This is a genomic window from Methanosarcina sediminis (genome assembly GCF_052056915.1).
Taxonomy (GTDB): Archaea; Halobacteriota; Methanosarcinia; order Methanosarcinales; family Methanosarcinaceae; genus MTP4.
Genome location: NZ_CP195119.1, coordinates 337,716 through 361,619, shown reverse-complemented (window position 1 = coordinate 361,619; position 23,904 = coordinate 337,716). Strand labels below are relative to the sequence as shown.

Below are 23,904 nucleotides of genomic sequence, written 5' to 3'. Positions count from 1 at the left end.
TTTGCCTGTACCTTACTTTTTTCCCATTTAATCCTATCATTTCATCGAGCGAAAAGTTGCACTTATTCTGGTTTTTCGAAGCCGTGAGAAAACTAACCATCCAATTGCTATCGAAGGATCAAATGCGATCCAGATCACTATAATTCTCCCGGGAAAAGTTTGCTTTTTTCTGCCTTTTTTCATTCTTCACTTCTTTCGTGTAATTGAAACCTATCCGTGCAATTTGAAAGGGTTCCGAAAGGTCCGGGGACACGGTATGTATGAAAGTTTGCTCAATGTAAAAATTGGATTCTGAGTGATTCCCGAAAGGTTCGGGGATACAGTATGTATGAAAGTTTGCTCAATGTAAAAATTGGATTCTGAGTGATTCCCGAAAGGTTCGGGGATACAGTATGTATAACGACTCTTTCAAAGTTAGGTTTGCATCTCAAATCCCGGATCAGGAGGTTTCAAATTGTAAAACTGTTACCCCGGATTCAATGGTAAAAATTTGTTGCATCTTGATGGTAAGGATGTAAAAAAATCGAAGATGGTAAAAATAACTGATGAAAGTAGAAAAATAGAAAACAATAATAATAACCGAGTAAGGTCGAAAAATCGAAGACGGTAAAAGGAACAGAAGAAGGCAGGGCTGAATTTCATGCTCTCCTAAGGTTACCCGGTAGGTTATCAGGAGCATTGAACGGAAGCATTAGACAGGATTATTGAAAAAAAGCATTGAACCGGTGTTTGATAAATATCGAAATTCAGTCATAAAATGTTCAAACTGACCCTTATGCTGAAACAGATGTCCTGTTTGTAAGGAGGAAGACTGCTATGGCGCTCAGTGAAATTCATGGAGATATAAAGATTGTTATGTCAGGGAGAGATAAAGACGGGTTTTGTTATTCCCCCGGGAACCGGTTAAAAATCCTGGGAATATACGCAGCTGTAATGCTGGCTCTTGCGGCGGGGTATGTTGAAATCAGGCACAGGTTTCAACCTTTTATACCCGAATGCAGGTCGGCCCTGGGCTCGATAGATCCGGGTGCGGTTTTGATATTTAACAGGGCTCTTGACTTCGAGTTCGATATCAGGCTGGCGTGCTACAACATAATTTACTGGGTGCGGGATTTCCTTTTCGAACTGATCACCTACATGCAAAACCACCCGGTTGTCTCTTTCATTGTCGGGGCCCTGGCATACTATATGATACGGAGCAAGCTCGGAAAAGAAGTTGACTGGTAACCGGGAGGATCGAGATGAAGGCTAATAGGGAAGCCAGGGCCTGGATAGGTTCCAGAATAAATACCCCCGAAAAAATCTCCGATTCAGTGAAAATGAGGTTTTTCTTCTCAAAAGCAGTGCTTCAGGAAGCCTACTCGCAGATATGCGAACTGGAAAAAAAGGAGGAGACTTTCAAGCAAAAAGTCCTCACAAACGGGGAACTGAGAAGCCAGGGCAGGGATTGGGAACTTGACATTGAACATTATTTTAGTTCTTCCCGGGATTATGGAGAAGCTTTGATGCTCCGCTTCGAAGTGCCGGTCCTGGAACGCAAGCGCTTCATCGGCAATTACCACTTCGTTTTCACGAAAATGCCGCTCGTGATTGAGGAAATGGACAGGCTCGTAAGGTTGAATAAAAGCCGCTTCGGGTCGATTACACATAAAGACAGGTGCCGCTTTGAAGAAATTTCTCTCTGTTCGACACAGCTCTTGAATTCCCTTTTACTGGATGCGGAGAAGCTGATGAACGTTGAAAAAGTAATCCGTGAGACTCAAATTAAAGAAAAAAGCCGGGATGCCGAAGAGATCAGTGAAAATGACCTGAGAACGGTCAAGAACAGGATAGGAAACATTATCAGGGACTTTGAAGCGAATTCAAAGGAAATTAACGGGATTAAAACTTAAGGAGGGCCTGAAGTGTCTTTATCGATACCTGTAAAGATGGGAAAGTATGTCGAAGCCCTGGGTGTAAGGCTTCAACAGGACAAAAGCAAGGGCAGAGAGGAAAGCTATCCGGGGAGAAGCCCGGGGAAAAACTGGCCTGATGACGGCTACGGGAACAGCCGGTTCAAGCTTTCGGGAGAGCAGGCCAGATTCGAAAAACTGCAGGGCATTGAGGAGAAAACGCGCCTCATGACAGACAAAAAGCGGCACTATGAAAAGCGGAAACATAAGTACGGGCGCCTGGTAGAGTCAGCCGAGGCGGACTATGATTCCCTGATCGCGGAAGCCGAAAAATGCCTTAAAGCCCTTGACGATACGACTGAAAGTTGCAGTGAACCAAAGACCCGGAGACTGCGGAGAAAAGTTACCAGGAAAGCGGAAGAATCCCTGAAAAAAGCCTCTTTTTCGGAGAAGCGGCTGAACAGGTGTTATGGGGTCTACTGTAATGCCGATGCCAACGTCCAGTTGATTGAAATGATCATTGATGAGCTGAAAAACAGGCACGACATAATAAAAGATGGAGATGAGATAAGCGAGGACTACCTTTCCGAATTCCTTGAGGCACTCGAAAGCATAGATACGGACCTTCTGGAAGACGGAAGCGCATATGATGAAAAAGAGATCAACAGGGCCCTTTCGGAGACCGCGGAAAAACTCCTCAACAGGTCCGAGCTTCAGGCAACCGACCTTCTGAGCTATGAGGAAGTCTTGAGACGGGTTGACGAACCTGAGTTTGAGGACATCCGCTCAAAACAGATAGACCAGCTCAAAGTAAGGTTGAATTCCCACCTTCATGCGGAAACGGATTCAAGCGGACTGAAGGAGATGTACTGAACAATCCCTGCCGAAAAAAGACGAAATTTTATTTTTTCATAAATCCAGAGAGGTGTTTTCCAGAATGTCAGAGCTAGCTTTAATGAACAGGAGGCTTATGAACTCCGGCTTGAACCGCAAGGTGCTTTCGCCTGCTCCTCAGGAAAAAAACCTGGTGAACGAAGCATGGGAGGAGCTGAACCATTACGTTGAAAAAGGTGATATACCGAATTTTTTGTTGTGCAGGGACCGCTTCTTCAGGATCCAGGTTGACAGGCTGCTTGCAGAATCAAAAAGCAGGTCCGTTCAGAATAAGCTTGTCTCGATCCAGAAACTCCTTGCAAACGAGAAAAATGATGACGAGATATACAGGTTTTTGAGCAAGCTTTCATCGGGATACGGAGCGGAAAAGGTAAGCTCCAGTGAAGAATCTGCCCGGATGGTTCCGATCGAGAGTTTCAGAGTGCCTCTTGGGGAAAAAATCAATATCCACGGGACTGCCGGAAAGGTTGTGGATGATATCGAGAAATTCTATACCCGCAGGCTCAGGTTTCCCGAGATGCCCTGCTATAAAAACCACAAACAGTACATCCTCCTTGCGGGTCCCTCGGGGACAGGAAAAACCACGGTTGCAAAAGCCCTTGCACAAAGAATGGAGGCTGATTTCATTGCAGTTGATGCGGCCCAGATCCGCTCAAGCGGGTACGGGGAGTCCGCAGCCCGCATGCAGAGCATCTTCAAGCAGGCAGGGGAACTCTGTAAAGAGAGCGAGAAAAAAGTCCTTCTTTTCATTGATGAAGTAGACCACCTGGTACCTTCCCGGGCAAAGAACCCCCATGAAGCCTCTGTGGCCCTTATGGCGGAAATTCTCCAGTTCATGGACGGCGTGCAGTCCCTGCAGTTCGGGACAGACCGCCTCATCATGCTCTTTGCCACCAACAGGGAAGAAGATATCGACACCGCTTTCAAGACCAGAGTTAAAATGGTCAACATCCCCCTCCCTGACTTTTCAGTAAGGTGCGGGATCGTAAAATCCCTTCTGAAGACAGCACCTCAGCACTGTGCCGTTAATGACAGTGATATCGAACAAGCCGTCCTGACAACGGAGCCGGAGTTTTGTTCCAGAAACGGGAAGCTTTACGCCTTTACTGGCCGGGACCTTGAAAGAGCTGTGGTAAGGGCAAGTGATCTTGCTGTTGAGAGGTTCCTTAAAGGAGATTCGGCGATCAGCAGTAGGATTCGGCTAATCGGTAAAAACGACAGGCCTCAGATCTGCCCGGATGACCTCCTGCAGGCATTTTCGGAAGAGAGCAGGAGGCTTTCGGAAACGATAGGACAGCAGTAAGAAGTAAACCCGGTGGGAGCCAGAACTTGTCTTTATAGAACGGGTTGCGATAGGCTCTGGTTCCGGGACCTTTTACAATAAGTTTTAATTCAGCTCCACCCGGAAACAGTTTGTATTTATTGAATAATTTATATTTATTAAATATTTTTATCATTCGGCGTTTTCTGTTTATGCATTTTGAGAGAGACAATCGGCTGCTCAGGAGGTAACCAACAGATATTAATTTTTGAATATCAATGGGTAGTAAATAATATCCAGTGTACTCAGGGTTAGCTATGTATTTTCAAAGTGATTATGGGAACGCTCTTTGGGGTTCCCTGGCAAAAAGCAACCATATTGATGTATTAAAAATACTTTATGATGTTTCCTATGAAGAGGGGCTCTTCCGGAATAAAGATATTATAAACCGCTTTGAAAGGGGTCACAGGGAGGAAGCATTCGGGGACCTTAATGTTGTGGTTGATAATCTGTACGGATTGAACCTTGCCGTTCCCATTTACTATCCGGTTTCCTCCAATTTGAAGGATGATAGCAGAGTCCATCGTTTTTTCAAGGCTGTAGAGATATCCTTTTTAGGGAAAGAACTTATAAAAAAATTGTACAAATTTTCTGAATTAAATCAGGAAATCGAGTTAAAAGAATTTTGCACGGCTCTTTATGAAAACAGGGGGAACAAAAAAGAGTTTGTTGAATGCAGCAGGGCATACAGGAAAAAATCCGGGTCTGCTCTGGAACAGGCTCTGGAACATTTTAATTTTCCTGACGGCTTTGGAAGCATGAGTAAAACAATTGAAAAAAAAGCCGATTATTCCCTTCATCTCATCATGTCCGGGGATTTCCGTAAAAAAAGAGCCAAAAACCCGAAGAGAGTTAATTTGAAAAGCATGAGTCCTGAAAGCATCGGAAACATCAGGGATGCCCTTCAGGGCATTAACCCTTACGCAAAGCCCTTGCTAGCCTCGGTAATAATGAACAGCTTCTTTCAAGAAAAAACTAGGCAGAGAGCTGTTTGTGCGGGTTCGGGATATGAGGAAGACCCCGGCAAGTTTTACGAAACGCTAAGAAAAGGGTTCCAGAGTGGAGTTCTTGCTCTTGTTTATGAAAACGGGGAGGAGTTCCTGGAACTCACTCCCATGGGCCTTTGCCTGGTCCGCTTGCTCCGGGATATCGAATCCAGGAGAACCTGTCCCTGGTACGGGAGCATAAGTAAGGAACTCGATTTTTTACTGATAGTCAAACTTACGGACCTGGAAGGAAGGAGAAAACTAATAGAGAAATTAATCCAGGTCGAATGCGGAGAAGGAATCGCTTCTTATGAAAGAGACTGGAAGAATGGAATACAGGATAAAGGGGGACAGAATGGAGGGTACGAGGCTGGATGGGATCAGGAACGAAAGAAAAAGGCTGGATGGGATCAGGATAGAATGGAGCAAAATAAAAGGGAATTGGAAGTGTATTTCAACTGTTTTGGCCTGATCAAAGACCTGGAGATTGGGGACATTGAGGTCAGGGAATTAATCCAGAAGAAGTACGGGTACGGGGCAGTTCTGGACCTTAACCTGATCTGTGACCGGGAAGGAGGTTGCAGTACGGAAAGCAGAGGTGAGCGTATTCAACTGCTTGAAAAGGTAATGTACAGTCCCGGAAAGTTCCTGGCACCGCTCGAAATACGGCCTAAGGAGGAAACGGGAAAACAAAGGCGTTGTGTCGTAGAGGCAAAATATGAAGTATTTAAAAACCTGAATTGATGGAAAGAACGTGGTAATATGGATTATGATGAGCTCTTTATGGGGAGGATCCCGTTTGATGTGGTTTACAGGTGGAAGCAGCATGCGAAACAAAACGGGCAGCTGGATCTATTCTATGAATTCCTGGGAGATCTGGTTGACACCTTTAAAGTGCAGGACATCTCACGCTTCGAAATTCTGGAAAGCGAACTGAAAAGAGCTGAAGAAGAAAGAGATGAACCCGGAGTAAAGCAGATTAAAAATTCCCTTCTGGCAGAGGCATATAGTTATCGGGAAGAGGACCCTGACCTTTCGGAAGTACTTGAGGAAATCCGGAAACAGTTGAATAATCACTCTCTGGAACACTTTTACACTGATTTTTTAAACGCTTTTTTTTCCGAACCCGATTCCCGAAATTCCGATTATTCCCCTGAACTCCCTGAACTTCCTGAATCTCCTGAGCTTCCCAAATACCCTGAACTTTCCGAACCTCCTAAGCTTCCCGAACTTCCCAAGATTCCGGAAATCAAGAAGCTAGGCTCAAGTTTTGTTTCCGGTTCGATGATATCCAATAACCCGCCTGTGGCAGCGGTAAGAGGTTCAAAATACACTGATTTGGAGGGTCAGGAGGAATACCAGGACGAGAAAGACATGACCGGAGGCGGGCTTACTGAATTGATCAAAAAATCAATACTGGACTTGCTTGCCGAAAAAGGAGGCATGTCCCTCAAAGAGCTGAGAGATAGGTTGAACGAAGCTCCGGATATGCATGAGATCGCTTACGGAGAATTTATGGACGCTTTATCGGACCTGGAAGACGAGGAGAAATTATCGATTGATGGCGAAAATGTCCGGCTAAACGAGTAAAGATGAATCGAAAATTTTCTCACTTTTCTCCGAACAATTCGAATAGGGCCCAGTAATAGGGATGCTCGTAGGTTTCCATCAAATCAAGCTGGGATTCCCTTAACCTCCGTACTTTGCTCCCTTCTTTTTCATAAAATATTAAAAACAGGTGCTCTGTACTTTTATCGTAAGCACTCCAGAGGGATGAAATAACAGTCTGAGCCCCGGCACGCATGAAGGCGCGGGTCATACTTTCGACTTCGTCTCCATTATCAAGGCTTCCAAGGCCTGATTCGCATGCCGACAGGGCAACAAGGTCCGTTTCAAGTTCGAGGTTGTAGATCTCCGTCACAAAGAGATTGCCGTCGGCAAAGACCAGGTGGGATAGCCTGGAAGCTTTTTCGATAAACCTTGCATGGCATGCAAGATGAATTATACCCTTCTTCCCGAACTCTTCCAGGACCGAAGTTTTTGTAGCTTCGTCCCGAATAAGGGCTTTTGTATTCAATTTTTCGGCAATGCTCAAAGCCTCGCTTTCGGCGTATTCCAGGTTTGAAGTAGGGTTTCCGACAACAAGGGCTTTCTGGCTGTTAATTTTCTTTTTTGCCAGCAGTTCCAGGATTGAAGCATTTTGCAAAAACCTTATTTCGTACTTTTCGATGAACCATTTCTTCCCATCGTGCAGGGCATTGAAAGGAAGATAGTGCAAAATGCCGTGAGGAATAATAATCAATTCTCTGCTGGCTAATTCACTACAGGCTAATTCATTGCTGGCTAATTCATCGCAGACTGATTCATCGCAGACTGATTCATCGCAGACAGATTCCACGCAGGCTAAGTCATCACAGGGTCCGGATTGTAATTCGTTCTCCCAGGGTTTCACCAGATCCCGGTAAAGGTCCCGGGCTACAAATTTCAGGCGCCTTAGCTTTTTCTTTTCCTGGCCTTCTTTTGACCCTGTTTCGCTCCCTGATCCCGTTGAATCGGTTTTGCTCTCTTCCCCTTTCTCTGCCTCATGTTTTCTGAGTTCCATCCTTTCGGCTTCGATCCTTTTCCGGAAATCCACTATTTTTTCATGGAGGGTGTCCACAGCTGTCGGGAGGACCTTTACCTTAAAGTTTTCCTTCTGGATTATGAACAGGATTGCTTTTTCCGCAATGAAGAATTCCAGTACAACTTCGTTTTCCTCCAGGCAGCGCTGTACTGTTTCAATGTTTGTCACTCCGCTTGTTTTTATGGCATAATACTCCGGGTCTTCTTCCTTTATTTTTAGAAGGAATTCATCGTATTCCTTGCAGACTCCTTCCAGTTCGGAATCCAGGGAGCCCATTCTGGTCCTTGTCCCGCCTTTTAGCTGGAGTTCCTTTATTTTTCTGACGTACTCGGCTTCTTTTTCTTTCAGTTCGGGACTGGCTTTCAGGTTGAGTTTGGCAGAATCCAGCATGTCGAGAAAGACCCTTCCTTTGGCTTTTTCCGCATACTCGAACGCCTCTTCGTATTTTTCCAGTTCCAGGCAGGTGGAAACCATTTTTTTGTAAACTTCGATCTTGTTTTCGAAAAAGTCTCCTCTCCTTTCGGGAATTTTTATGCTTCCCCGAAGGTTTTCGATCGCATCTATCGCTTTTTTGTAATTTTCATAGCTTCCCCGGAGATTTTGCTTTTCCGCTTCGAGAAGGCCCTTTGTGTAAAATATTTTCCACAGGTATGAATTCGGGAACTCCTGTGCATAGCTTAAGGCCTTATCCAGAAGTGCGGAGGCTTCGAGTATTCTCCGGTTTTCGGATATTCTCCGGCTTTCGGATATTCTCCGGCTTTCGGATATTCTCCGGCTTTCGGATATTCTCTGGCTTTCGGGCTTCCCTGCCCTGAACTTACTGTCCCCGTAGGCCAGGTAATACCTTAAAAAAAATGGTGGGGGAAAAGGATGAATTTTCGTATATAGCTTCCCGCTTAACTGATTTTCCACAAGTCCGTAGCGTTCACTTGCTTCGGCATATTTGCCTGCTCCATAATAATAGTCTCCCGCCTGTTTGTTTGCCATAAACTTTAACTGCTCATAAAGGAACCCTGAGAATATAAGATATACGAGGACTGTCAGGAAAAAATGGGGCAGTATGTGCACAGGGTTATTCGGACCGTATTCGGCCAGGTCAAATATCGAAAAAACCAGCACGGAATTGTAGGGGTAAGAAGCGCCTTCCAGGAAAGTTGTTAAAAAAACGGTTAAAAATAGGAAGATGAGCCCGGGCAGGAATGCCATTATCAGAAAAGACAGTTCCACTAACCACTTAAGGGCCAGGTTTTCATTCAGCGGCCTGGTTATAAAATATGCCAGGTAATCCATAATTGAGAGTACCAGCAAGAAGTGGACAAAAAAAGAAAATGAGAGGAATATCATGCCTGCAATGTAAAGGTAATCAGCGTTTAACTCCGCAAACATAAGCGGAACCAGTACATTAAACCACTCGGTACACTGCACTGCATAGAAAAGGCTGCATACCGGGAGGGCGAGCACAAAGAGCTTGTATGCTTTTATCAAGCCGGGTAAGCTGGAGGAAGGGTTCCAGTTTTCGTTGCTATCGGGATGGTCGAAGACAGTCCCGGAGTATTCCCGCTCAACTTCGGAACTTGAAAATCGGGTGATGAAATACGGTAGAAATAGCAAAATGCCAAAAAATATCCACATGCCGATAAACTGAATGCCGGTTGTGTAATCTTTTTTGAAATAATATGAAGTTCCGTCCAGCCCGCAGATTAAAATCACAAGAGCATAGATGGCAAAAAATGCTGAAAAAAGGGTTAGTAAAGGGTACTTTCCTTTTAAGCTTCCGGGAATTGCAAAGTTGACAATCCTGTTTTTGAGACGGGTATAAGATTGGAGGAGCCTGTTTTCGGGCTGCTTTTGCGGGTATCTGGCCTGCAGCAATTTGAGTATGTCAAGTTCCCCTTTGTAAATGCTTTCCAGGGTGTGCCCGTCGATTTTAAAAATTTTCCTAATCTCTTTTATCGATTCCTGGTATTTACCCAGCATAAGGTGGCATAGGGCCAGGTTATAATGGCAATCGTATTCTGTCAATTTATGGAAGAAATCTTTGAGGCCCCTGAAAACGTATTTATTTTCCAGAAGCGCCAGTTTCCTCATCTCACATTTTTTGGCCTGTTCCCATTCTCCCATTTTTATATACTTAATTGATTTTAGTGAAAGGGATATGGTGTCGCGGTACCTCCCCAGGAGGTATATCAGAAGGATCAACAGGAAGAAAGCAGCAATTACAAACAAATATATGGCAGTATTAAAGTATGCAATAATTGACCTGAATAGCTCTAAAAAATGAGTGCCAGAACCTGCAGTTTGATCAGTGATCAATATTTTCAATTCCCGGGCTATCTCAACCCTGAAAACAATATCTCCTAAAACAATCAAGCCCAATAGAACAACCACAGCTAATTGGGAATACCTGAATATGAGAGTACATATGTCATGGCTCCCCGTAACTTCGGAGTAATTAGCTGAAAATTCGATGTGGATAAAGTAAAAAGATACAGGCAGCATAACTACAATAAGCGTGTTAAAAATAATAGAAATACTTTGAACCGGTTTTTCATCCACATACAGCGCATCCGAAAGCTTGAACATGTAGATGATGAGGTATGCACCAATGAGGATCTGCAAAACAATTAAAAAGAAGGGTTGAAACTTTGATGCAAGCCGGTTTTCATCCATTTTTTTCCCAGGTCCGTTATGTAAGATCAGTGTCTTTCAAAGCAAATATTTTTTGAGTGAGGGCATAGTTAATTAAACAGATGGTATTGAATTATTGTATAAGAGAGATTATCGAATTATTATATAAGTAAATTGCATCCTCTGGCAGTCTTCCTGTAGTCAGCAGGTAGTCAGCAGGTAGTCAGTTAATATATTCCGGTAGTCAGTTGATATTCATTTGATATTTTTAGCCAAAAAGGAAAAGTGCCCGGTTCTGAATCTTTAAGTTAGTCCCCATACAACCTTATTAGCCATCTTATGTCGTTCTTGTTCACGGTCACCGAAGGTGACCGGTTTTTTCCGGATAGATATGAATAAAGAAGGGACATGTCAAAAAGTAAATTCCTCATCAAAAAATTAGATGATTGAAAGCAAAGCAGAATCAAATAAAATTTAAAACGGATATAATTTAAAACAGATAATATCCGGGCTCCGTAGGAATCCTCACTCAATTCAAATTATTTCATAAAGAAATCCTTAATCAATGCAAGTTATTTTGGAAATATAGAAATTAGAGATAAAGTCAGAATATTTGCGTAAAGTGAGTCGAATAAAAGTGTCAGAACATTGACTTGAAGTGAGTCGAATAAAAGCAAAAGGTCACAATGGCAGTTTATTCAAACATTTATTCTTAGTGATTTCGGGAAAGGCCGCCCGCAAAGCGGGCGGTGAGGGCCCCTGGAATCGACACGAGGAAGGCAAATCCCAGAATTGGAATCAGCATTAAACCCTGTCACAAAACCGGGGCCGTTTCAAGTAATACTTAGGAACGATTCAAATATAACATCAAGGATTTTTACTGCCAAGAACCACAGATGGACACGAATAAACACGGATTAAAGCCATCTGTGTGCATCTGTGTTTATCCGTGGTTTATTGAGGTTGTATGATTGATATACACAGAGCAATCTCAAATGAAAACTTGAAGATATGTTTTCACCGTTCCTTAGCTCACTATTTTGCTCCCAAACCTCATTTGTTTACTCTTCCACCCTGGTATGTTCCAGAATCCAGTTTCCTATCAATTCCATAGCATCCGGAGACATGGTCTCTTCAATCGCTGCGTACTCGGAGGGGGACCCGGTTTCTGCGGTCTGGAAGAGGTGGTTGAGCCCGGGCAGCTCTTTTACGGTATAGTCCTCGTTGCCACCTGCTTCGAGAGCTTCCTCGATGGCAGCGAGGTTTTCTTCAGGGGGCACCTGGAGGTCTTTTTCCCCGTTTATCGCCAGGACCGGACATTCCACTTCCATCAGGGTCGTTTTGGGGTCGTAGGTCAGGAAATAACGCGTCCAGGGAGATACAAGCAGCTTTATTTCGGTATCCAGGGATTCTTCGGTGTAGCTGGAATACTGTTTTTCTTCTTCGCTAAGGTTTTCCACCATATCCGTTATAAGTCCGCGGATTTCCTCCCCGGCAATTGTGTCATTCTCTTCCGTTTTAAGTACGGAGAATATGTCTTTTAGAAGAGCATCATTTTTGGCGCTGGTCTCATCGGGTACTCCGTCAGCCTCGGCAACCAGCCTGCTCTGTGCCAGGATAATTTCCTCTCCCGTCACGCCCGGGCCTGCCATGAGCACGATAAATGCGACATCAGGGGACCTGACCGCTGCAATCGGGGCAATCAAACCGCCTTCACTGTGCCCGATCAGCCCGATCCTTTCAGGGTCTATATCTTCCCGGCTCTTCAGGTACTCAACGCCTGCAACTGCGTCCTCTGCGAAATCTTCGGTGGTGACATTGGAGAAGTTCCCGGTCGAGCCCCCCACACCCCGGTCATCGACCCTGAGAACAGCAATGCCCTGGCGAGTCAGGTAATCCGAGAGTACAAGGAAGGGGCGGTGCCCGAAAACCTCTTCGTTGCGGTCTTGCTTGCCGGACCCGGTTATGAGCAGTACGGCGGGGAAGGGGCCCTCCGACCTGGGTGTGGTTAGGGTTCCTGCAAGTTTGATCCCTGCCTCCTTATTCTCATAAACGACTTCTTCATCGTCATAAGGATAGGGTTTTACAGGGTCCTGTTCCCTGCGAATTTCGGGTTTTTCGTCAATGCGGGTAAGCACAACCGGGAAGACATGCTCGGACTGCTTCCACTCTCCTTCGAAGGCTGTGCCGTCCTCTTTCAGCACCCCTTCGAAAACACCCCTGATAGATGTCACTTCAAGGCGCAGGTTCCCATCCTTGTAACTGAGCTTCTCTACGGGTATGCCGCTTACCCCCTGGTCGGGGCTGTCCATGGAGGCAGTTGGCAACCCATCTGTTCCGGTAGAGATGTTGAATAAGATTCTCAATTCCTGCCCGCCCTGGAGTTCCAGGCTTCCCATCCAGAGGCCTTCGATTTCTTCGATGTTTTCAACTTCCTCTTCAGAGTTACTACCCGGGCCTGAGGTACACCCCGACACGATCACAGTTATAACCACGATCAATAAGAAAAAGCAAATACCGGTTTTGCGCTTCATAAAAGGCTCCCTTTGAACAATTATCATTATTTTTCGTAGAATATGGGCTCTTATCTGCTATGGTAATAAGTGACCTTCCCATTTAACAGTGTTCATTTTTTACTTTAGCATCACTCCCCATAATGTTCTCCAGGTACTTACTTTTCCGAGTAATTTTTAAACCATACCACTTTTATTCCTGAAAACATACCATAATTTAAGCTAATGTTTTTTGAACTTATCAACCAATGGAATATTCATGTCGTTAAAGAACAAGGTATTCAAACCTCTGGCAATAAGAAATACAGATTCCAAAACCGTCATGCATTAGTACATAAAAATGAGACCGTTGTTGTAAAATTCCTCAGAAAAAAAGAAATAAAAGATCAAAATATTGGTTAACCGATTTCAGGATACTGAGTTTCGTTCTTAACGAATTATTCTCCCTCGCCTACAGGTTCACCGCTTGCAAAGAGCCTTCCTGTAGGTTCATCCCACCAGATGGGTTTTTCGTTACGCAATAAGTCAACGACCACCTGGAACTCTTGCGGGCTTTCAAAGGAAGATTCAGGAAACGTTTTGGAACCCCCTTCCCAATAGATAACGATGTAGCCGGTGTGGTTTTCGGGTTTCCAGCGTGCGTAGTAACTTTTTACCTCAACAGCCATTATTTTCCCTCCCAAGTTTCCCTGCATCATTAACATCTGTAACAATTTATTCAAATTCTTCCTTAATGCCCAGCATTATAGTACTCTACTTCATTTTTAAATACGAATTTCCCAATATTGCAGGTGATTATAATTTTTTGATCCATCACCCCCTTTTGAAAATTTTATGTAATTCCGCTGCAAACTTCAGAATCTTACATGAACCTGGCGGAAACGATGCCCTGGCGCATGGAAGCAGACAGAAATTATATTTCTCCTCCCGCTAATCGGTCTCAGTACGATCTCTTTCAATGGTATTTTTATGTATTTCGAAGAAGGCTCTATCCTCTTAATCACTTTGTCCTCATACCAGACTGTAACAACCCCTCCCTTCGGACAACTGGATAGGGAAATATAGAGATTGTTCATCATTATTTTAGCCTTTAGACCTGCAGGTAGGGGTTCGGCACTCCAGAGTTCTATAGTTGGGTCCCCGATGACATGGTAAATTTCAAAGTGATCTTTGATGCCTGCGTTTTCTCCGGTATGCGCGATTGGCAGATACGACTTTGCATAATTCATGATATCTCCCAGCCGGTTGTACTTCACCGGGTAGCTGGACGTCGAACCGGGGAAAGTAGGCAACAGTCCGGCCCACATGGCATCAAACAGCGCCTTTATCAAACTATCGTTACGCCATGTGCCTGAGTCTCTTGTGGCTGCAATTAATGAGGGGGAGCCTCCTTTCATTTTCAATATTTTTTCTGCAAAGCATTCGGTTGGCCCGGTCAGGTCAAACTGCCCCGTTACGCAGTTAATGCTGTAAAATATTGTTGGATATTCACTAAGAATGGTGTCCAGGTTCCTTTTGGTAAAGGACGGTTCGTCCCATCCCTTAGGTAATCCGTGGTCCCTGTGCCCCATAATTAACTGTCCTTCCGTGGTTGCGGAAATCAGCATATCCGTTGCGGTATACCCATCAACGATGGAATTTTTCACCTCTGCAGGAACCGGAGTTCCATCAATATACTCCTGTGGATTCGGATTACTTGAAACGTATACCCTTTCGACGTCGAAACCCAGTGAAATCATGTGTTCCCGGATAGCTTCCATGGTCTTCATGTACTTTTTATCGGCTCTTCCATCCAGAGGCTTATCATCCTGGAAATAAGCCCCGAAAGCCATCCTTCTATAGTATTCGGGATCACAGGGTGGGTCCTTTTCAAAGCGTATGATCTGTTCAACCACATCCGCCCCCTCTTCCGGTTTCCTCATAGGGATACGGCCCGTAGAAAGCCAGGGCATTACAATGTCATTGGAGCCCACCGGGTCTTTGGGGGTGGAGTAGTAGTAATCGGTAATATTCGCGCCGAAAGGCCCACCTGAAATGGTTTCGGATGCAATCATGTCCACGTCCCCAAATAACAGGACATATCGCAGGCGAGAGGAACAGGCTTTTCTTTTGTTGCGAATATATTTTTTTATGTTGCTCACCGTATTGCCAACAGCTGTGATTGAAATGGTTTCCGTGCGTATTCCACGCATGTTTTTCCATTTCGCCAATTTTTCCGCTGCTTCCCTGAATATATCATGGTAGATTATCAGAAACTCCGGACCCGGCTGAATACAACGGTTTACTACCGTCGGTTTTTCAATCTCCAGCCTCTCGTCGACTCTCCTTCCCGGATTAAGGAAAAAATTTCCAAAAGATTCCCTGCTGAGTTCCCGATCAATTAGAGGGTATTCATCAGACTCCTTTGTTGCCGGCGTTACTGTGATTTCAACTACAATGTTTGCGTAGCCCACAAGTTTTTTTTTGGCCGGGTTATACTGAAACGGCCTTACATGAACCAGCAAAGAGTTGTAACCATCCACATCAAATGGGCCGGTAACCTCAACAATGTTTTCCGGATAAAACTCATCCGAAGAGTAAAACTTTTCATCATATTCAAAAGCGTGTTCTTCCTCAGGATTATCCGTTAGCTCCTCCTGTGCGGGCAATAGCAACAAATCATCAAACTGTACGGTTTTGCCTTTCTTTACAGTAAATTCAAAGTTGAAGTTGAAAGGAATCTGTACATACCTACCAAACGACGGCAATAAGGGTTTTCCACTTTCGGATAAAAAACCCGCTTTCGGAATTTTAATTCCCTTGAAGTTTATCCTTTCCCCGTCAACATCAAGGCTGTTGTCCGAAAGGTAAAATCCTGGAAAGGTGTACGATATGCTTATGCGTCCTTTTGACTCTTCTACCTGGACGATTGGTTCTTCACCATGAATCGCCGCGTCAAATGATTCCGGAAGTCCCTCGGGACTTAGCGATTTAAACTCCTTTATTTTACCTACCCCCATCAGTGTTTATTCTCCCGTTTGTTCCTTTTGAGAGCAACGTTCATCGAATCCGAATCTGACTGTATCTGAACGAAGTATAGCAGGAAAGTAACCTTTGCAACCTTCGGCTTGATCCCGAACAATGTTATTTTAATATATGTTTACATAGTCACATGGCTGTGGATCAGGCCTTAGTTTCTTTATATCTAAAATTTAAGGCAAATTAAGAAATCCCTGCTTTTACTACGTAAGACATATTTATGTATATTAATACATTTTATATTATATTAATCTCTTTGTATTATTTTGGAATATTTCTCTATAATGTACAAAACTTCCTTAAAAAACCCTAAGTTTGTTTTTTGAAATTCGCAGTCACATCGACGTAGTTCCCACTATCGATGCTGTTTGCCAGTGTCGTACTTGCATCATCTCGGTTTTGCTGAGAGTAGGGAAATTAGAAAGGTCACAGGAATCAGCAACCTGTATGTTCTTCAATTCAGGATAACGATCTGTGTGCTTGTGAATTGCCCGGTCCCACAAGTTTTCCCCTCTTCAACCTGGCAAGTACCACCCTTTCCCCCTCAAAAATATTCATCCGACGGCCCAGAAGCTTGAGGTAATGTTCCCGGTAGTCAGGGGCTTCCACATGCTCGACAACCGAAAAACCCCGATTGGCAAGGTACCGTCCCACTTCCTCTGGATCGAGTCCGAAGATCCAGGGCATCCCCATGCGCCTGGCTATCGAGACGAATTTTTCTTCCACTTTGTAACGGGAGGGGCCGTCAATAATTCCGTGGCGAATGTAGGTGAACACAATCCCGCTCCTAGATTCGGAAACACTTGAGACGTAACGGAAGGTGGAATCCACAGCTTCTTCCTGGTGTACTGCGTTACGTCCTCCATCATGAAAAAAGTCTTTACTCTCTCGCGAAACCCTGCCTCTCTCATCGCATCCTCAAGTTTCTGGCGGTTGAAGTCGACGGGCTCCAATTTAAGGGGTCAATATTTTCCGTGACTTTACCTGTAAATATCATTCAAGTCCTTTAACCTGCTTTCAGGAACGTCTTCTTTCAGGAGTGAGAAAAGCATTCTGTCAAAATATTTTTCACCAACAGCCCAGTATTTTCTTTGCCTGCCTTCAGGCTGAAAGCCTGATTTTAGCATCACCCTCTCCGATCCCGAATTCCCCCTGGCACAATCCCCTGTAAGCCTGAATGCATCTATATCATTGAAAGCATAATATACCAGGAAATCACAGGCAGCAGTACCATATCCTTTTCTCCACTGAGTATCATCTATCTGATACCCGATCAGATAGTTCCCGTTAGTGAATTCTATCGGAAGCAGTGCACACTGGCCTATAAATTCGCCGGCACTATTATCTCTGATAGTGAAAACATGACAATCCGGCATTTTATCATCCTTTAAAGATTCCTCAATTGATTTGACCAGTGGAGAAAAGTAAGCCATTGTATCTTCTTCTTTATTCGGCCCAAAAAACATGTATTTGCATACACTTTCTTTTGAAAGCATTGATGCTATATCCTTCAGGTCTGCCTCCACACAATAACTGAAAGATGTGTCATCCTTTATCCATTTTCTTTTCATTGCGATCCCTTGACTGCATAATAAATATTTGTACCCCAGATGTCTAAGTTTGTTAGGGTTCTTATCGATGCAGGGACTTTACCCGGCTCGGTTTCAAGATTCAGTTCTCACCAACTTTGAAGCGGGTTTCCCTTTCAAAAACTAAGGCCAGGAAATTGGAATTCAAATGTGATACTGCTGGCTTTTGTCAATTCAGAATTACTTCCCGCTTATTTATGAATTGCCCGGTCCCACAAGTTTGCTCCCCTCCACCCTGGCAAGTACCACCCTCTCCCCCTCAAAAATATTCATCCGGCGTCCTAGAGGCTTGAGATATAATGAGCTGAGGAGTAATTATTTTAATGGAGTATTCATGCAGTTTTCCCGGACTTGAAAGTCGTATAGGCGGCTGCCCCCAGGATAACGGTCCCTCCCAGAAACACCCTGAATTCCGGAATTTCCCCGAGCAAAAGGACGGCTGCAATGATCCCGTATACCGGCTCAAGGCTTGCAATTATACTTGCAGTCTGGGCTCTGATACTTTTGAGGCCTCTGATGAAGAGGGAATGGGCAATCCCGGTAAAGACAACCCCGAGCAGTACAAGCAGGAAGATTTCCCTGGGCTGGAATACCGGTTCCTGTAAAAGCAGGAAAGGAATTAAGAAAGGGAACAGGAAAAGGGCTGCAAAGGAGTCCTGGTAGAAGGCAACGACCAGGCTGGAATAATTCTTTACGAATTTCCTGTTAAGGATGGACAGCACGGCAAAGGTCAGCCCTGCGGTGATCCCATAGAGAGCCCCCTGAGTTATGCTGTTTGATATCTCGAATTCCGGGATCACGAGAGATACGCCGGCAAGCGCAATGAAGGCAACTGTTATGTCTCTGGTTCTAAGCTTTTCATTGAAAAAATAAGGTTCGAGAAATGTGGTGAATACCGGGAAAGTTGAAAAAGTCAGTAGTCCCACGGCTACCGTGGAGACCTGGATCGATTTGAAAAACGACGTCCAGTGGACGGCAAGGAGCATGCCGAGACAGGCCATCCTGAAATAATCGCTTTTCCTGTTTAGTTTTACGACATGTTTCAGGCAAAGGAGCACCGAGAAAAGAAAAATAGCTGCAAAGAAAACCCTTCCAAGCACGATTATTGTTGGGGGTAGGGTAAGCAGCTTCCCGAAAAGGCCTGCAAGCCCGAATAAAAGGACTGCGGTATGGATCTCGATCAGGCTTACGTTTTCAAAATTGCCTTTCAGTTAAAACACCTTTTCAATTAAAATACCTCCACAGAAATAAATGAAACGCCTTCATGGAAATCGATAGTCCTGCATTATTCTCCTTTATTATTCGATTGATGTTATTAAGTCCAATAAGGGCAGCTTCTGGCTCTAAATTCTGGACTAAGACTCCGTACAACCGGAAAATATTTTGAATTATGTCCCCATACAACCGGAAATAGCCATATCACGTCGTTCTTGTCCACGGGCGACGAAGGAGCCCCGCCTTTACAAAATAAAAGCTAGAAAGGATAAAAAGAAGAAAAAACAAAACCGAGAATTTAAAACACAACTAAAAGATAATTAGTTTTTATATCTCTATTTCTTTTTCATATCTTTTGTGAGGGCCGCCAGGCAAGCTGGCGGAGGATTTCGAATCTCTTCGCTGGAAAAAACGGTTTACAGGGTCAGGTGAGAGAGGTGTCAAATTAAGGTTTTCTCGGACCTACCAGTTCCTGAACTACTGAAAACAATATCTGAATTACCGAAAACAATATCTGAATTACCGAAAACAATATCAAGTGAGGAGTGAGGTAACACCCGGAAATCGGGTCCTTTTTATAAAACATTTCTGGAAGTGTTCCGGCATATTTTTAAGCATAAATCCTTTTTACCTGCCATATGCTTCTTTCGAAAAAAGGACCTCACCTAGCGGTGCTGCTCGGCTGCACCTTCTACGGGATGACCGGGCTTTTCCTGGTACACATCCGGGACATGCCCATAACTTCCATTATATTTTACAGGTTATTCTTCGGTCTGCTCCTTATCATGCTCTTCGTCCTGGGGACTGGCAGGGTCCGGGAACTTAAACCCGGAAAAAAGAAAATATCTCTACTTATGCAGGGTATTTTTGTCGTTGTGAACATGTTTTTCTATTTTATCTGTGTGAGAGAGACCTGCGTCTCAATAGCCATCTTACTCGAATACACGGCTCCCATTTACGTTATGCTGGCGTCTCCTTTTCTGCTGAAAGAAAAAATCGGAAAGGAAAGCATAGCTGCCCTCTTAGTGGCAATTACGGGAGTTTTCCTGGTGATCAGGCCTGAAGGCGGGTTTTCGGAGTTTGAGCTTTCCGGTAGCCACTTTATCGGGATTGCTTCAGGGCTTTTTGCGGGGATGATCCTTGCAGCCATCATTATGAACGTTAGGATCCTGAAAAGCGAATACTCCGAGTTTCCTATCGCCTTCTGGGGGACCGCAATCAGCTGCCTTTTTATGGTACCTTTTGCTTTTGAGTCCCCTCTGCCCCTGATTGCGGAAAATATGCCAGCCCTTATGTCGTTCGGGATGGCTTCCGTAGGGCTTGGAGGGATCCTTACCACCATCGGCTTCGCTAACCTGGAATCTCAGACAGGGAGCCTGCTTGCCCTGATCGAACCGGTTGCAGGGGTCTTTTTCGATGTGGTGGTTCTGGGAATTTCCTTATCCTCAACAACACTTTTCGGATGTCTTCTGGTCCTTATAGCATCCTTAATCGTCAGTTTCAGGGATTCCTCGGAGCTTGATGGGTTACAGCCCGATTCTACCGAAAAAATGGAACCCTGTTAATTAAGCTTATAATCTTTGCATGGTCGCGAAAACCGGCTGAGGATAAAGGCACAGAATGATTTGCGGAGAATACAAAAAAAGTAATTTGAGGCCTGGATGCCTCAGTTTTTCATCTTTTGAGGATCATTGTCCTCAGGCGGTCGGCGGAGTTGGCGGACTTATCAGCAATTGTGCCGATCCTTCCGACGAGGCCTATAAGGTGGCAGACGCCCGGGCCTCCTATGGCATCTTCGTTTTCGAATATCTTCTTTAAAAGGGCGGTTTCCAGCACATCCACTTCATGTTCAAGTTTCTCTACTTCCGGGACAATGGTCAGAGTTTCCTTGACCTCTTCCTTGCTGAAAGAGGTGGCAAGCAGCTTGTACAGCTCATCGATGACATCGTTATACAGCTCAGCAGTTTTAAGTGCGCCTGCTGTCAGTTCTAAAAAACCCTCTTTTACTTCATCAGGAAGGTTTTTGCAGGGTCTCAGGGTCATCCAGTAAGCTGAAGTCTGGGCGTAGTCGGCAATGGAATCCTGCTGTTTTAAGAAGGACAGGAGGTCTTTTTTGTCAACCGGAAGCTTCACCGAGGACGGGATACTTGCCCGGATTTTTTGTTTTATAATATCGGCTTCATGTTCCAGTTTGTCAATTTCGGCGGTTAGCTCTTCCAGGCGTTTTGTATCCCCGGCACAGTAGGCATCCATGGCTTCAGCCAGCTTCTCTACTGCAAGAACTCCTTTTTTGGCGTGTATTTCAAGGGGGACGAAGGGAGAATCTACGACCACGTCGAGGACCGAACGAATGTAATCTTTCATAACCAGATCACCTCAAGCCCCACATAGATCAGCGCTGATGTAAGTGCTGCTATGGGGACGGTTGCTACCCAGGAAGAAATTATCTTCCAGATAACGCCCAGGTCTACGGCTGCAATCCCGCCTGCCAGTCCGACTCCTATGACGGAGCCCACGAGGGTGTGGGTAGTGGAGATGGGAAGGGAACTGTAACTGTGGAGCAGGACCACTGTGGCGGTCGCAAACTGTGCGGAAAAACCGCGGGTCGGCGTGAGTTCCGTAATTTTTGACCCGATGGTTTCGATGACCTTGTAGCCCCATGTGGCAAGCCCGACTACCATCCCGACACCACCAAGGATAAGCACCCAGATAGGGACCTCATTTCCTGCCATCCCAAGTACCTTAAGCCCGGCTGTGAGAGGACCGACGGCGTTTGCCACGTCGTTGGACCCGTGCGCAAATGCAATGTAGCATGCAGTTACGACCTGTAAGGATATGAATTTTTTCTCAACGAGAGGGAGGTCTGCTGCTCTGTGGAGGAACAAGCTGCGGACCAGAGAAAAAGTCAGGTAAGCAAGAATCGCTCCAAGAATTGGAGATACGAACCAGCTGGCAACGATTTTGACAAGAACGAGCCAGTGTATGTCCGAAAAAGCGATTGTGCCGTTGAAAGCGGCAATGAGTCCGAAGCCAAGTACGGAGCCGACAATAGAGTGGCTGGTAGAAACAGGAAGGTTATAGAAAGTTGCAAGGGTAATCCAGAAGCCCGCCGCGAGGATTGCGGCAAGCATCCCGAGCACCACGATGTTCGGGTGAACCCCGCTGATCATATCGATGGGAACGATTCCTTTGGCAATCGTTGAAGTTACTCTTTTTCCGAAAAAGACCGCCCCTAAGAACTCGAAGACTGCGGCAATAATAATAACCTGCTTTATTGATAACGCGCCGGTCCCGACCGAGGTCCCCATAGCGTTGGCAAGGTCATTTGCCCCTATGTTCCAGGCCATGTACAGGCCGGCGAGGATGAGTGCAATGACAAGTAAGTCCATTTTTTTCTTTTCTCCAGAACTTTATGTTTTCCAGGATTTCATGATGATCAGGAACACTGAATCTTTGTAGACTTGGTGAATTGCTTCAATTTTTTCAATTGGCCTTATAAATATTATAGCGGTAGAGATTTTTCATATATATAGGATCTTTTATGGGTTTTCTGAGATTTCATTATATTTTATACTTTTCGTATGGGTATCATCTCCTAATACTCATCATATGTCTATATGCCCTATATTTTTTATATACTTCCAGCTTTTGTATATATTTTACATCTGGTCTCCCACACCTCATTTGGACCATATTCACAAAAATTCATCACATATTTTGTTTTTATTCTTTAATTATCTCAAAAAGTAACCGAGAGTTTAGCCCGGTGTAATATAGAAAAGTTTTTATAAGATGAGTTTACGTTTTTTCTCGCTTCTCACTACACCTTTTTTTCGCCCCTTTATTCCCGCTCTTTCATCCCAGGCAGGCCCAACGCTTCCTTATCCTGAACGTCATGCCAGTTTTCATATATCTGGGAGATTGCCCGGAGATGAGCAGGGGTTTCAAGCACGACGGTCCACCCCTCTTTCTTCTGATTTCTTCTCAATTCCTTTCTCTGCCTTTAAAGGACGTAAAAGCCTTCGATTACGAAAAATTGCTAAGGGAACGGCAACAACTACTTTTTTCCGGCTTCCCTGTTGCTTCCCTGTTTTTACAGAACCAGATTACCGCTCGTATTGTGAAGCCTATGGCTATCCCGTCATTGACAAGGATAAAGGCTCTCCCAACTATTTGTTGCCCTATCCCCGGTGTTTTATCCCCGACATTTCCTTTAAATCCCGGTTCAGTTTCGAAGCAGGTTCTGGGCAGCCCTGCCTCCTCAGGTCAGCCTGACTTCCTTAGACAAGCCGAACTTCATCAGGCCAGCTTACTTAGACCAGCCGGACAGGACTCTTGCAGACCTCTATAGTAGACCCCGATGGAATTCCTGTTCCAGGCAGGCAGAGTTCAGTGACCTGTTTCGCCACATTGTTCGGTTTAAGTGCCGGCTCGACCATGAACATGGAGCTGTACATCTCCGTATCCACCCCGGCCGGGCAGACCGCATATACCTGCAGCCCTCCCCCTACTTCATAAGCCAGGGCTTCGGTGAGCCCGATGACTGCGAATTTTGAGGCTCCGTACACGGAGAGCTTCGGAACCCCGTGTTTTCCTTCCACTGAAGCAATGTTTATGATCCTGCCGTTCCCCCTTTTCAGCAGGTGGGGAAGTGCGTATTTGGTGCAGAGAAATATACCCTTCACGTTCGTATCCATTATCTTGTCGTATTCTTCGGGAGAAGTATCCGCAAGAAACTTCCTGTAAGCAACTCCCGCATTGTTCACAAGAATGTCCAGCCTTCCAAAACCTTCTATAGCCTTTTCGATAAGATGTTGGACACCGGCTTCATCCCGCACATCGGTCCTTATTGCAAGAGCCCTGCTCGAACTCCCGACTCTTTCGACCAGCCTTTCCGTTTCCTGAATTTCCCTCCAGGTCCTTGCCGCAATTACAACATTTGCTCCTTCTCTTGCAAGCGCCAGGCAGATGGCTCTCCCAATACCTCTGCCTCCCCCCGTAACGATTGCTGTCTGACCTTCAAGGCGCATACATGTCCCCCTTTTTTTCGATCATTCTTCTTTGAAAACTGGGGTGCAGGAGTCATATGTTTTTGGAAACAGGGTTTCTGAATAGGGTTTCTGATCTGGAAATAAAAAAGGTAAGGTTAGTTCCGGAATTACCCGGCTTTATTTTTTTCAATTATTCTGAGCTGGCGATTCGGGTTATGAATACGTCGATTTAGG

Annotated in this window: 18 protein-coding genes and 1 pseudogene; 7 read left to right on the top strand and 12 right to left on the bottom strand. The window is 44.9% G+C overall.

Going from position 1 to position 23,904, the window contains the following annotated elements:
* The first annotated feature begins 816 nt into the window (after positions 1 to 816).
* From ACSAZK_RS01520 to ACSAZK_RS01495, 6 genes are all read left to right on the top strand, one after another.
* Entirely contained in the window at positions 817 to 1,227 is a 411-nt protein-coding gene (locus ACSAZK_RS01520; protein WP_440955674.1) for a hypothetical protein, read from the top strand.
* A gap of 14 nt (positions 1,228 to 1,241) precedes the next feature.
* Positions 1,242 to 1,892, top strand: coding sequence for a hypothetical protein (locus ACSAZK_RS01515; RefSeq protein ID WP_440955673.1), 651 nt, complete (start codon positions 1,242 to 1,244; stop codon positions 1,890 to 1,892).
* A 12-nt stretch (positions 1,893 to 1,904) separates the two neighbouring features.
* Entirely contained in the window at positions 1,905 to 2,765 is an 861-nt protein-coding gene (locus ACSAZK_RS01510) for a hypothetical protein (RefSeq protein ID WP_440955672.1), read from the top strand.
* 64 nt (positions 2,766 to 2,829) lie between these two features.
* Complete coding sequence (locus ACSAZK_RS01505; RefSeq protein WP_440955671.1) at positions 2,830 to 4,089, top strand: AAA family ATPase; 1,260 nt, start codon at positions 2,830 to 2,832, stop codon at positions 4,087 to 4,089.
* 275 nt (positions 4,090 to 4,364) lie between these two features.
* Complete coding sequence (locus ACSAZK_RS01500) at positions 4,365 to 5,837, top strand: hypothetical protein (protein WP_440955670.1); 1,473 nt, start codon at positions 4,365 to 4,367, stop codon at positions 5,835 to 5,837.
* A gap of 18 nt (positions 5,838 to 5,855) precedes the next feature.
* Complete coding sequence (locus ACSAZK_RS01495) at positions 5,856 to 6,683, top strand: hypothetical protein (protein ID WP_440955669.1); 828 nt, start codon at positions 5,856 to 5,858, stop codon at positions 6,681 to 6,683.
* A 19-nt stretch (positions 6,684 to 6,702) separates the two neighbouring features.
* Here the strand turns inward: ACSAZK_RS01495 and ACSAZK_RS01490 are convergent, their stop codons facing one another.
* From ACSAZK_RS01490 to ACSAZK_RS01455, 8 genes and pseudogenes are all read right to left on the bottom strand, one after another.
* Positions 6,703 to 9,837 (bottom strand): CHAT domain-containing protein, encoded by a 3,135-nt coding sequence (locus ACSAZK_RS01490; protein ID WP_440955668.1) that lies wholly within the window; start codon positions 9,835 to 9,837, stop codon positions 6,703 to 6,705.
* 1,568 nt (positions 9,838 to 11,405) lie between these two features.
* Positions 11,406 to 12,878: an alpha/beta hydrolase family protein gene (locus ACSAZK_RS01485; protein WP_440955667.1), complete on the bottom strand. Its 1,473-nt coding sequence runs from the start codon at positions 12,876 to 12,878 to the stop codon at positions 11,406 to 11,408.
* 416 nt (positions 12,879 to 13,294) lie between these two features.
* Positions 13,295 to 13,525 carry a hypothetical protein gene (locus ACSAZK_RS01480; RefSeq protein ID WP_440955666.1) on the bottom strand — a complete coding sequence of 77 codons (231 nt, stop codon included), beginning with the start codon at positions 13,523 to 13,525 and terminating at the stop codon, positions 13,295 to 13,297.
* 186 nt (positions 13,526 to 13,711) lie between these two features.
* Complete coding sequence (locus tag ACSAZK_RS01475; RefSeq protein WP_440955665.1) at positions 13,712 to 15,856, bottom strand: C25 family cysteine peptidase; 2,145 nt, start codon at positions 15,854 to 15,856, stop codon at positions 13,712 to 13,714.
* Between the two features lie 478 nt (positions 15,857 to 16,334).
* Entirely contained in the window at positions 16,335 to 16,706 is a 372-nt protein-coding gene (locus ACSAZK_RS01470; protein WP_440957127.1) for a hypothetical protein, read from the bottom strand.
* Positions 16,707 to 16,729: 23 nt separating this feature from the next.
* Positions 16,730 to 16,828: pseudogene (locus ACSAZK_RS01465) on the bottom strand (hypothetical protein); the annotation flags it as partial.
* Positions 16,829 to 16,855: 27 nt separating this feature from the next.
* The gene (locus tag ACSAZK_RS01460; RefSeq protein WP_440955664.1) at positions 16,856 to 17,446 is read right to left on the bottom strand and encodes a GNAT family N-acetyltransferase; all 591 of its coding nucleotides are present in this window, start codon (positions 17,444 to 17,446) and stop codon (positions 16,856 to 16,858) included.
* 350 nt (positions 17,447 to 17,796) lie between these two features.
* The gene (locus ACSAZK_RS01455) at positions 17,797 to 18,639 is read right to left on the bottom strand and encodes a DMT family transporter (RefSeq protein ID WP_440957074.1); all 843 of its coding nucleotides are present in this window, start codon (positions 18,637 to 18,639) and stop codon (positions 17,797 to 17,799) included.
* 678 nt (positions 18,640 to 19,317) lie between these two features.
* Between ACSAZK_RS01455 and ACSAZK_RS01450 the strand changes: the two genes are divergently transcribed.
* Positions 19,318 to 20,244 carry a DMT family transporter gene (locus tag ACSAZK_RS01450; protein ID WP_440955663.1) on the top strand — a complete coding sequence of 309 codons (927 nt, stop codon included), beginning with the start codon at positions 19,318 to 19,320 and terminating at the stop codon, positions 20,242 to 20,244.
* 109 nt (positions 20,245 to 20,353) lie between these two features.
* On the opposite strand, the gene ACSAZK_RS01445 is transcribed toward ACSAZK_RS01450, so the two are convergent.
* From ACSAZK_RS01445 to ACSAZK_RS01430, 4 genes are all read right to left on the bottom strand, one after another.
* The gene (locus ACSAZK_RS01445) at positions 20,354 to 21,043 is read right to left on the bottom strand and encodes a TIGR00153 family protein (RefSeq protein ID WP_440955662.1); all 690 of its coding nucleotides are present in this window, start codon (positions 21,041 to 21,043) and stop codon (positions 20,354 to 20,356) included.
* Positions 21,040 to 22,068 (bottom strand): inorganic phosphate transporter, encoded by a 1,029-nt coding sequence (locus ACSAZK_RS01440; RefSeq protein ID WP_440955661.1) that lies wholly within the window; start codon positions 22,066 to 22,068, stop codon positions 21,040 to 21,042. Before ACSAZK_RS01440 ends, ACSAZK_RS01445 begins: the two co-directional genes overlap by 4 nt.
* A 452-nt stretch (positions 22,069 to 22,520) precedes the next feature.
* Positions 22,521 to 22,667 carry a hypothetical protein gene (locus ACSAZK_RS01435; protein WP_440955660.1) on the bottom strand — a complete coding sequence of 49 codons (147 nt, stop codon included), beginning with the start codon at positions 22,665 to 22,667 and terminating at the stop codon, positions 22,521 to 22,523.
* Between the two features lie 325 nt (positions 22,668 to 22,992).
* Positions 22,993 to 23,709 carry an SDR family NAD(P)-dependent oxidoreductase gene (locus ACSAZK_RS01430; RefSeq protein WP_440955659.1) on the bottom strand — a complete coding sequence of 239 codons (717 nt, stop codon included), beginning with the start codon at positions 23,707 to 23,709 and terminating at the stop codon, positions 22,993 to 22,995.
* Positions 23,710 to 23,904: the final 195 nt, after the last annotated feature.

Coding starts and splice junctions, on each gene's coding strand:
- ACSAZK_RS01520 (WP_440955674.1), top strand. CDS start 817: ATGGCGCTCAGTGAAATTCATGGAGATATAAAGATTGTTATGTCAGGG.
- ACSAZK_RS01515 (WP_440955673.1), top strand. CDS start 1,242: ATGAAGGCTAATAGGGAAGCCAGGGCCTGGATAGGTTCCAGAATAAAT.
- ACSAZK_RS01505 (WP_440955671.1), top strand. CDS start 2,830: ATGTCAGAGCTAGCTTTAATGAACAGGAGGCTTATGAACTCCGGCTTG.
- ACSAZK_RS01500 (WP_440955670.1), top strand. CDS start 4,365: ATGTATTTTCAAAGTGATTATGGGAACGCTCTTTGGGGTTCCCTGGCA.
- ACSAZK_RS01495 (WP_440955669.1), top strand. CDS start 5,856: ATGGATTATGATGAGCTCTTTATGGGGAGGATCCCGTTTGATGTGGTT.
- ACSAZK_RS01490 (WP_440955668.1), bottom strand. CDS start 9,837: ATGGGAGAATGGGAACAGGCCAAAAAATGTGAGATGAGGAAACTGGCG.
- ACSAZK_RS01485 (WP_440955667.1), bottom strand. CDS start 12,878: ATGAAGCGCAAAACCGGTATTTGCTTTTTCTTATTGATCGTGGTTATA.
- ACSAZK_RS01480 (WP_440955666.1), bottom strand. CDS start 13,525: ATGGCTGTTGAGGTAAAAAGTTACTACGCACGCTGGAAACCCGAAAAC.
- ACSAZK_RS01475 (WP_440955665.1), bottom strand. CDS start 15,856: ATGGGGGTAGGTAAAATAAAGGAGTTTAAATCGCTAAGTCCCGAGGGA.
- ACSAZK_RS01460 (WP_440955664.1), bottom strand. CDS start 17,446: ATGAAAAGAAAATGGATAAAGGATGACACATCTTTCAGTTATTGTGTG.
- ACSAZK_RS01450 (WP_440955663.1), top strand. CDS start 19,318: ATGCTTCTTTCGAAAAAAGGACCTCACCTAGCGGTGCTGCTCGGCTGC.
- ACSAZK_RS01445 (WP_440955662.1), bottom strand. CDS start 21,043: ATGAAAGATTACATTCGTTCGGTCCTCGACGTGGTCGTAGATTCTCCC.
- ACSAZK_RS01440 (WP_440955661.1), bottom strand. CDS start 22,068: ATGGACTTACTTGTCATTGCACTCATCCTCGCCGGCCTGTACATGGCC.
- ACSAZK_RS01430 (WP_440955659.1), bottom strand. CDS start 23,709: ATGCGCCTTGAAGGTCAGACAGCAATCGTTACGGGGGGAGGCAGAGGT.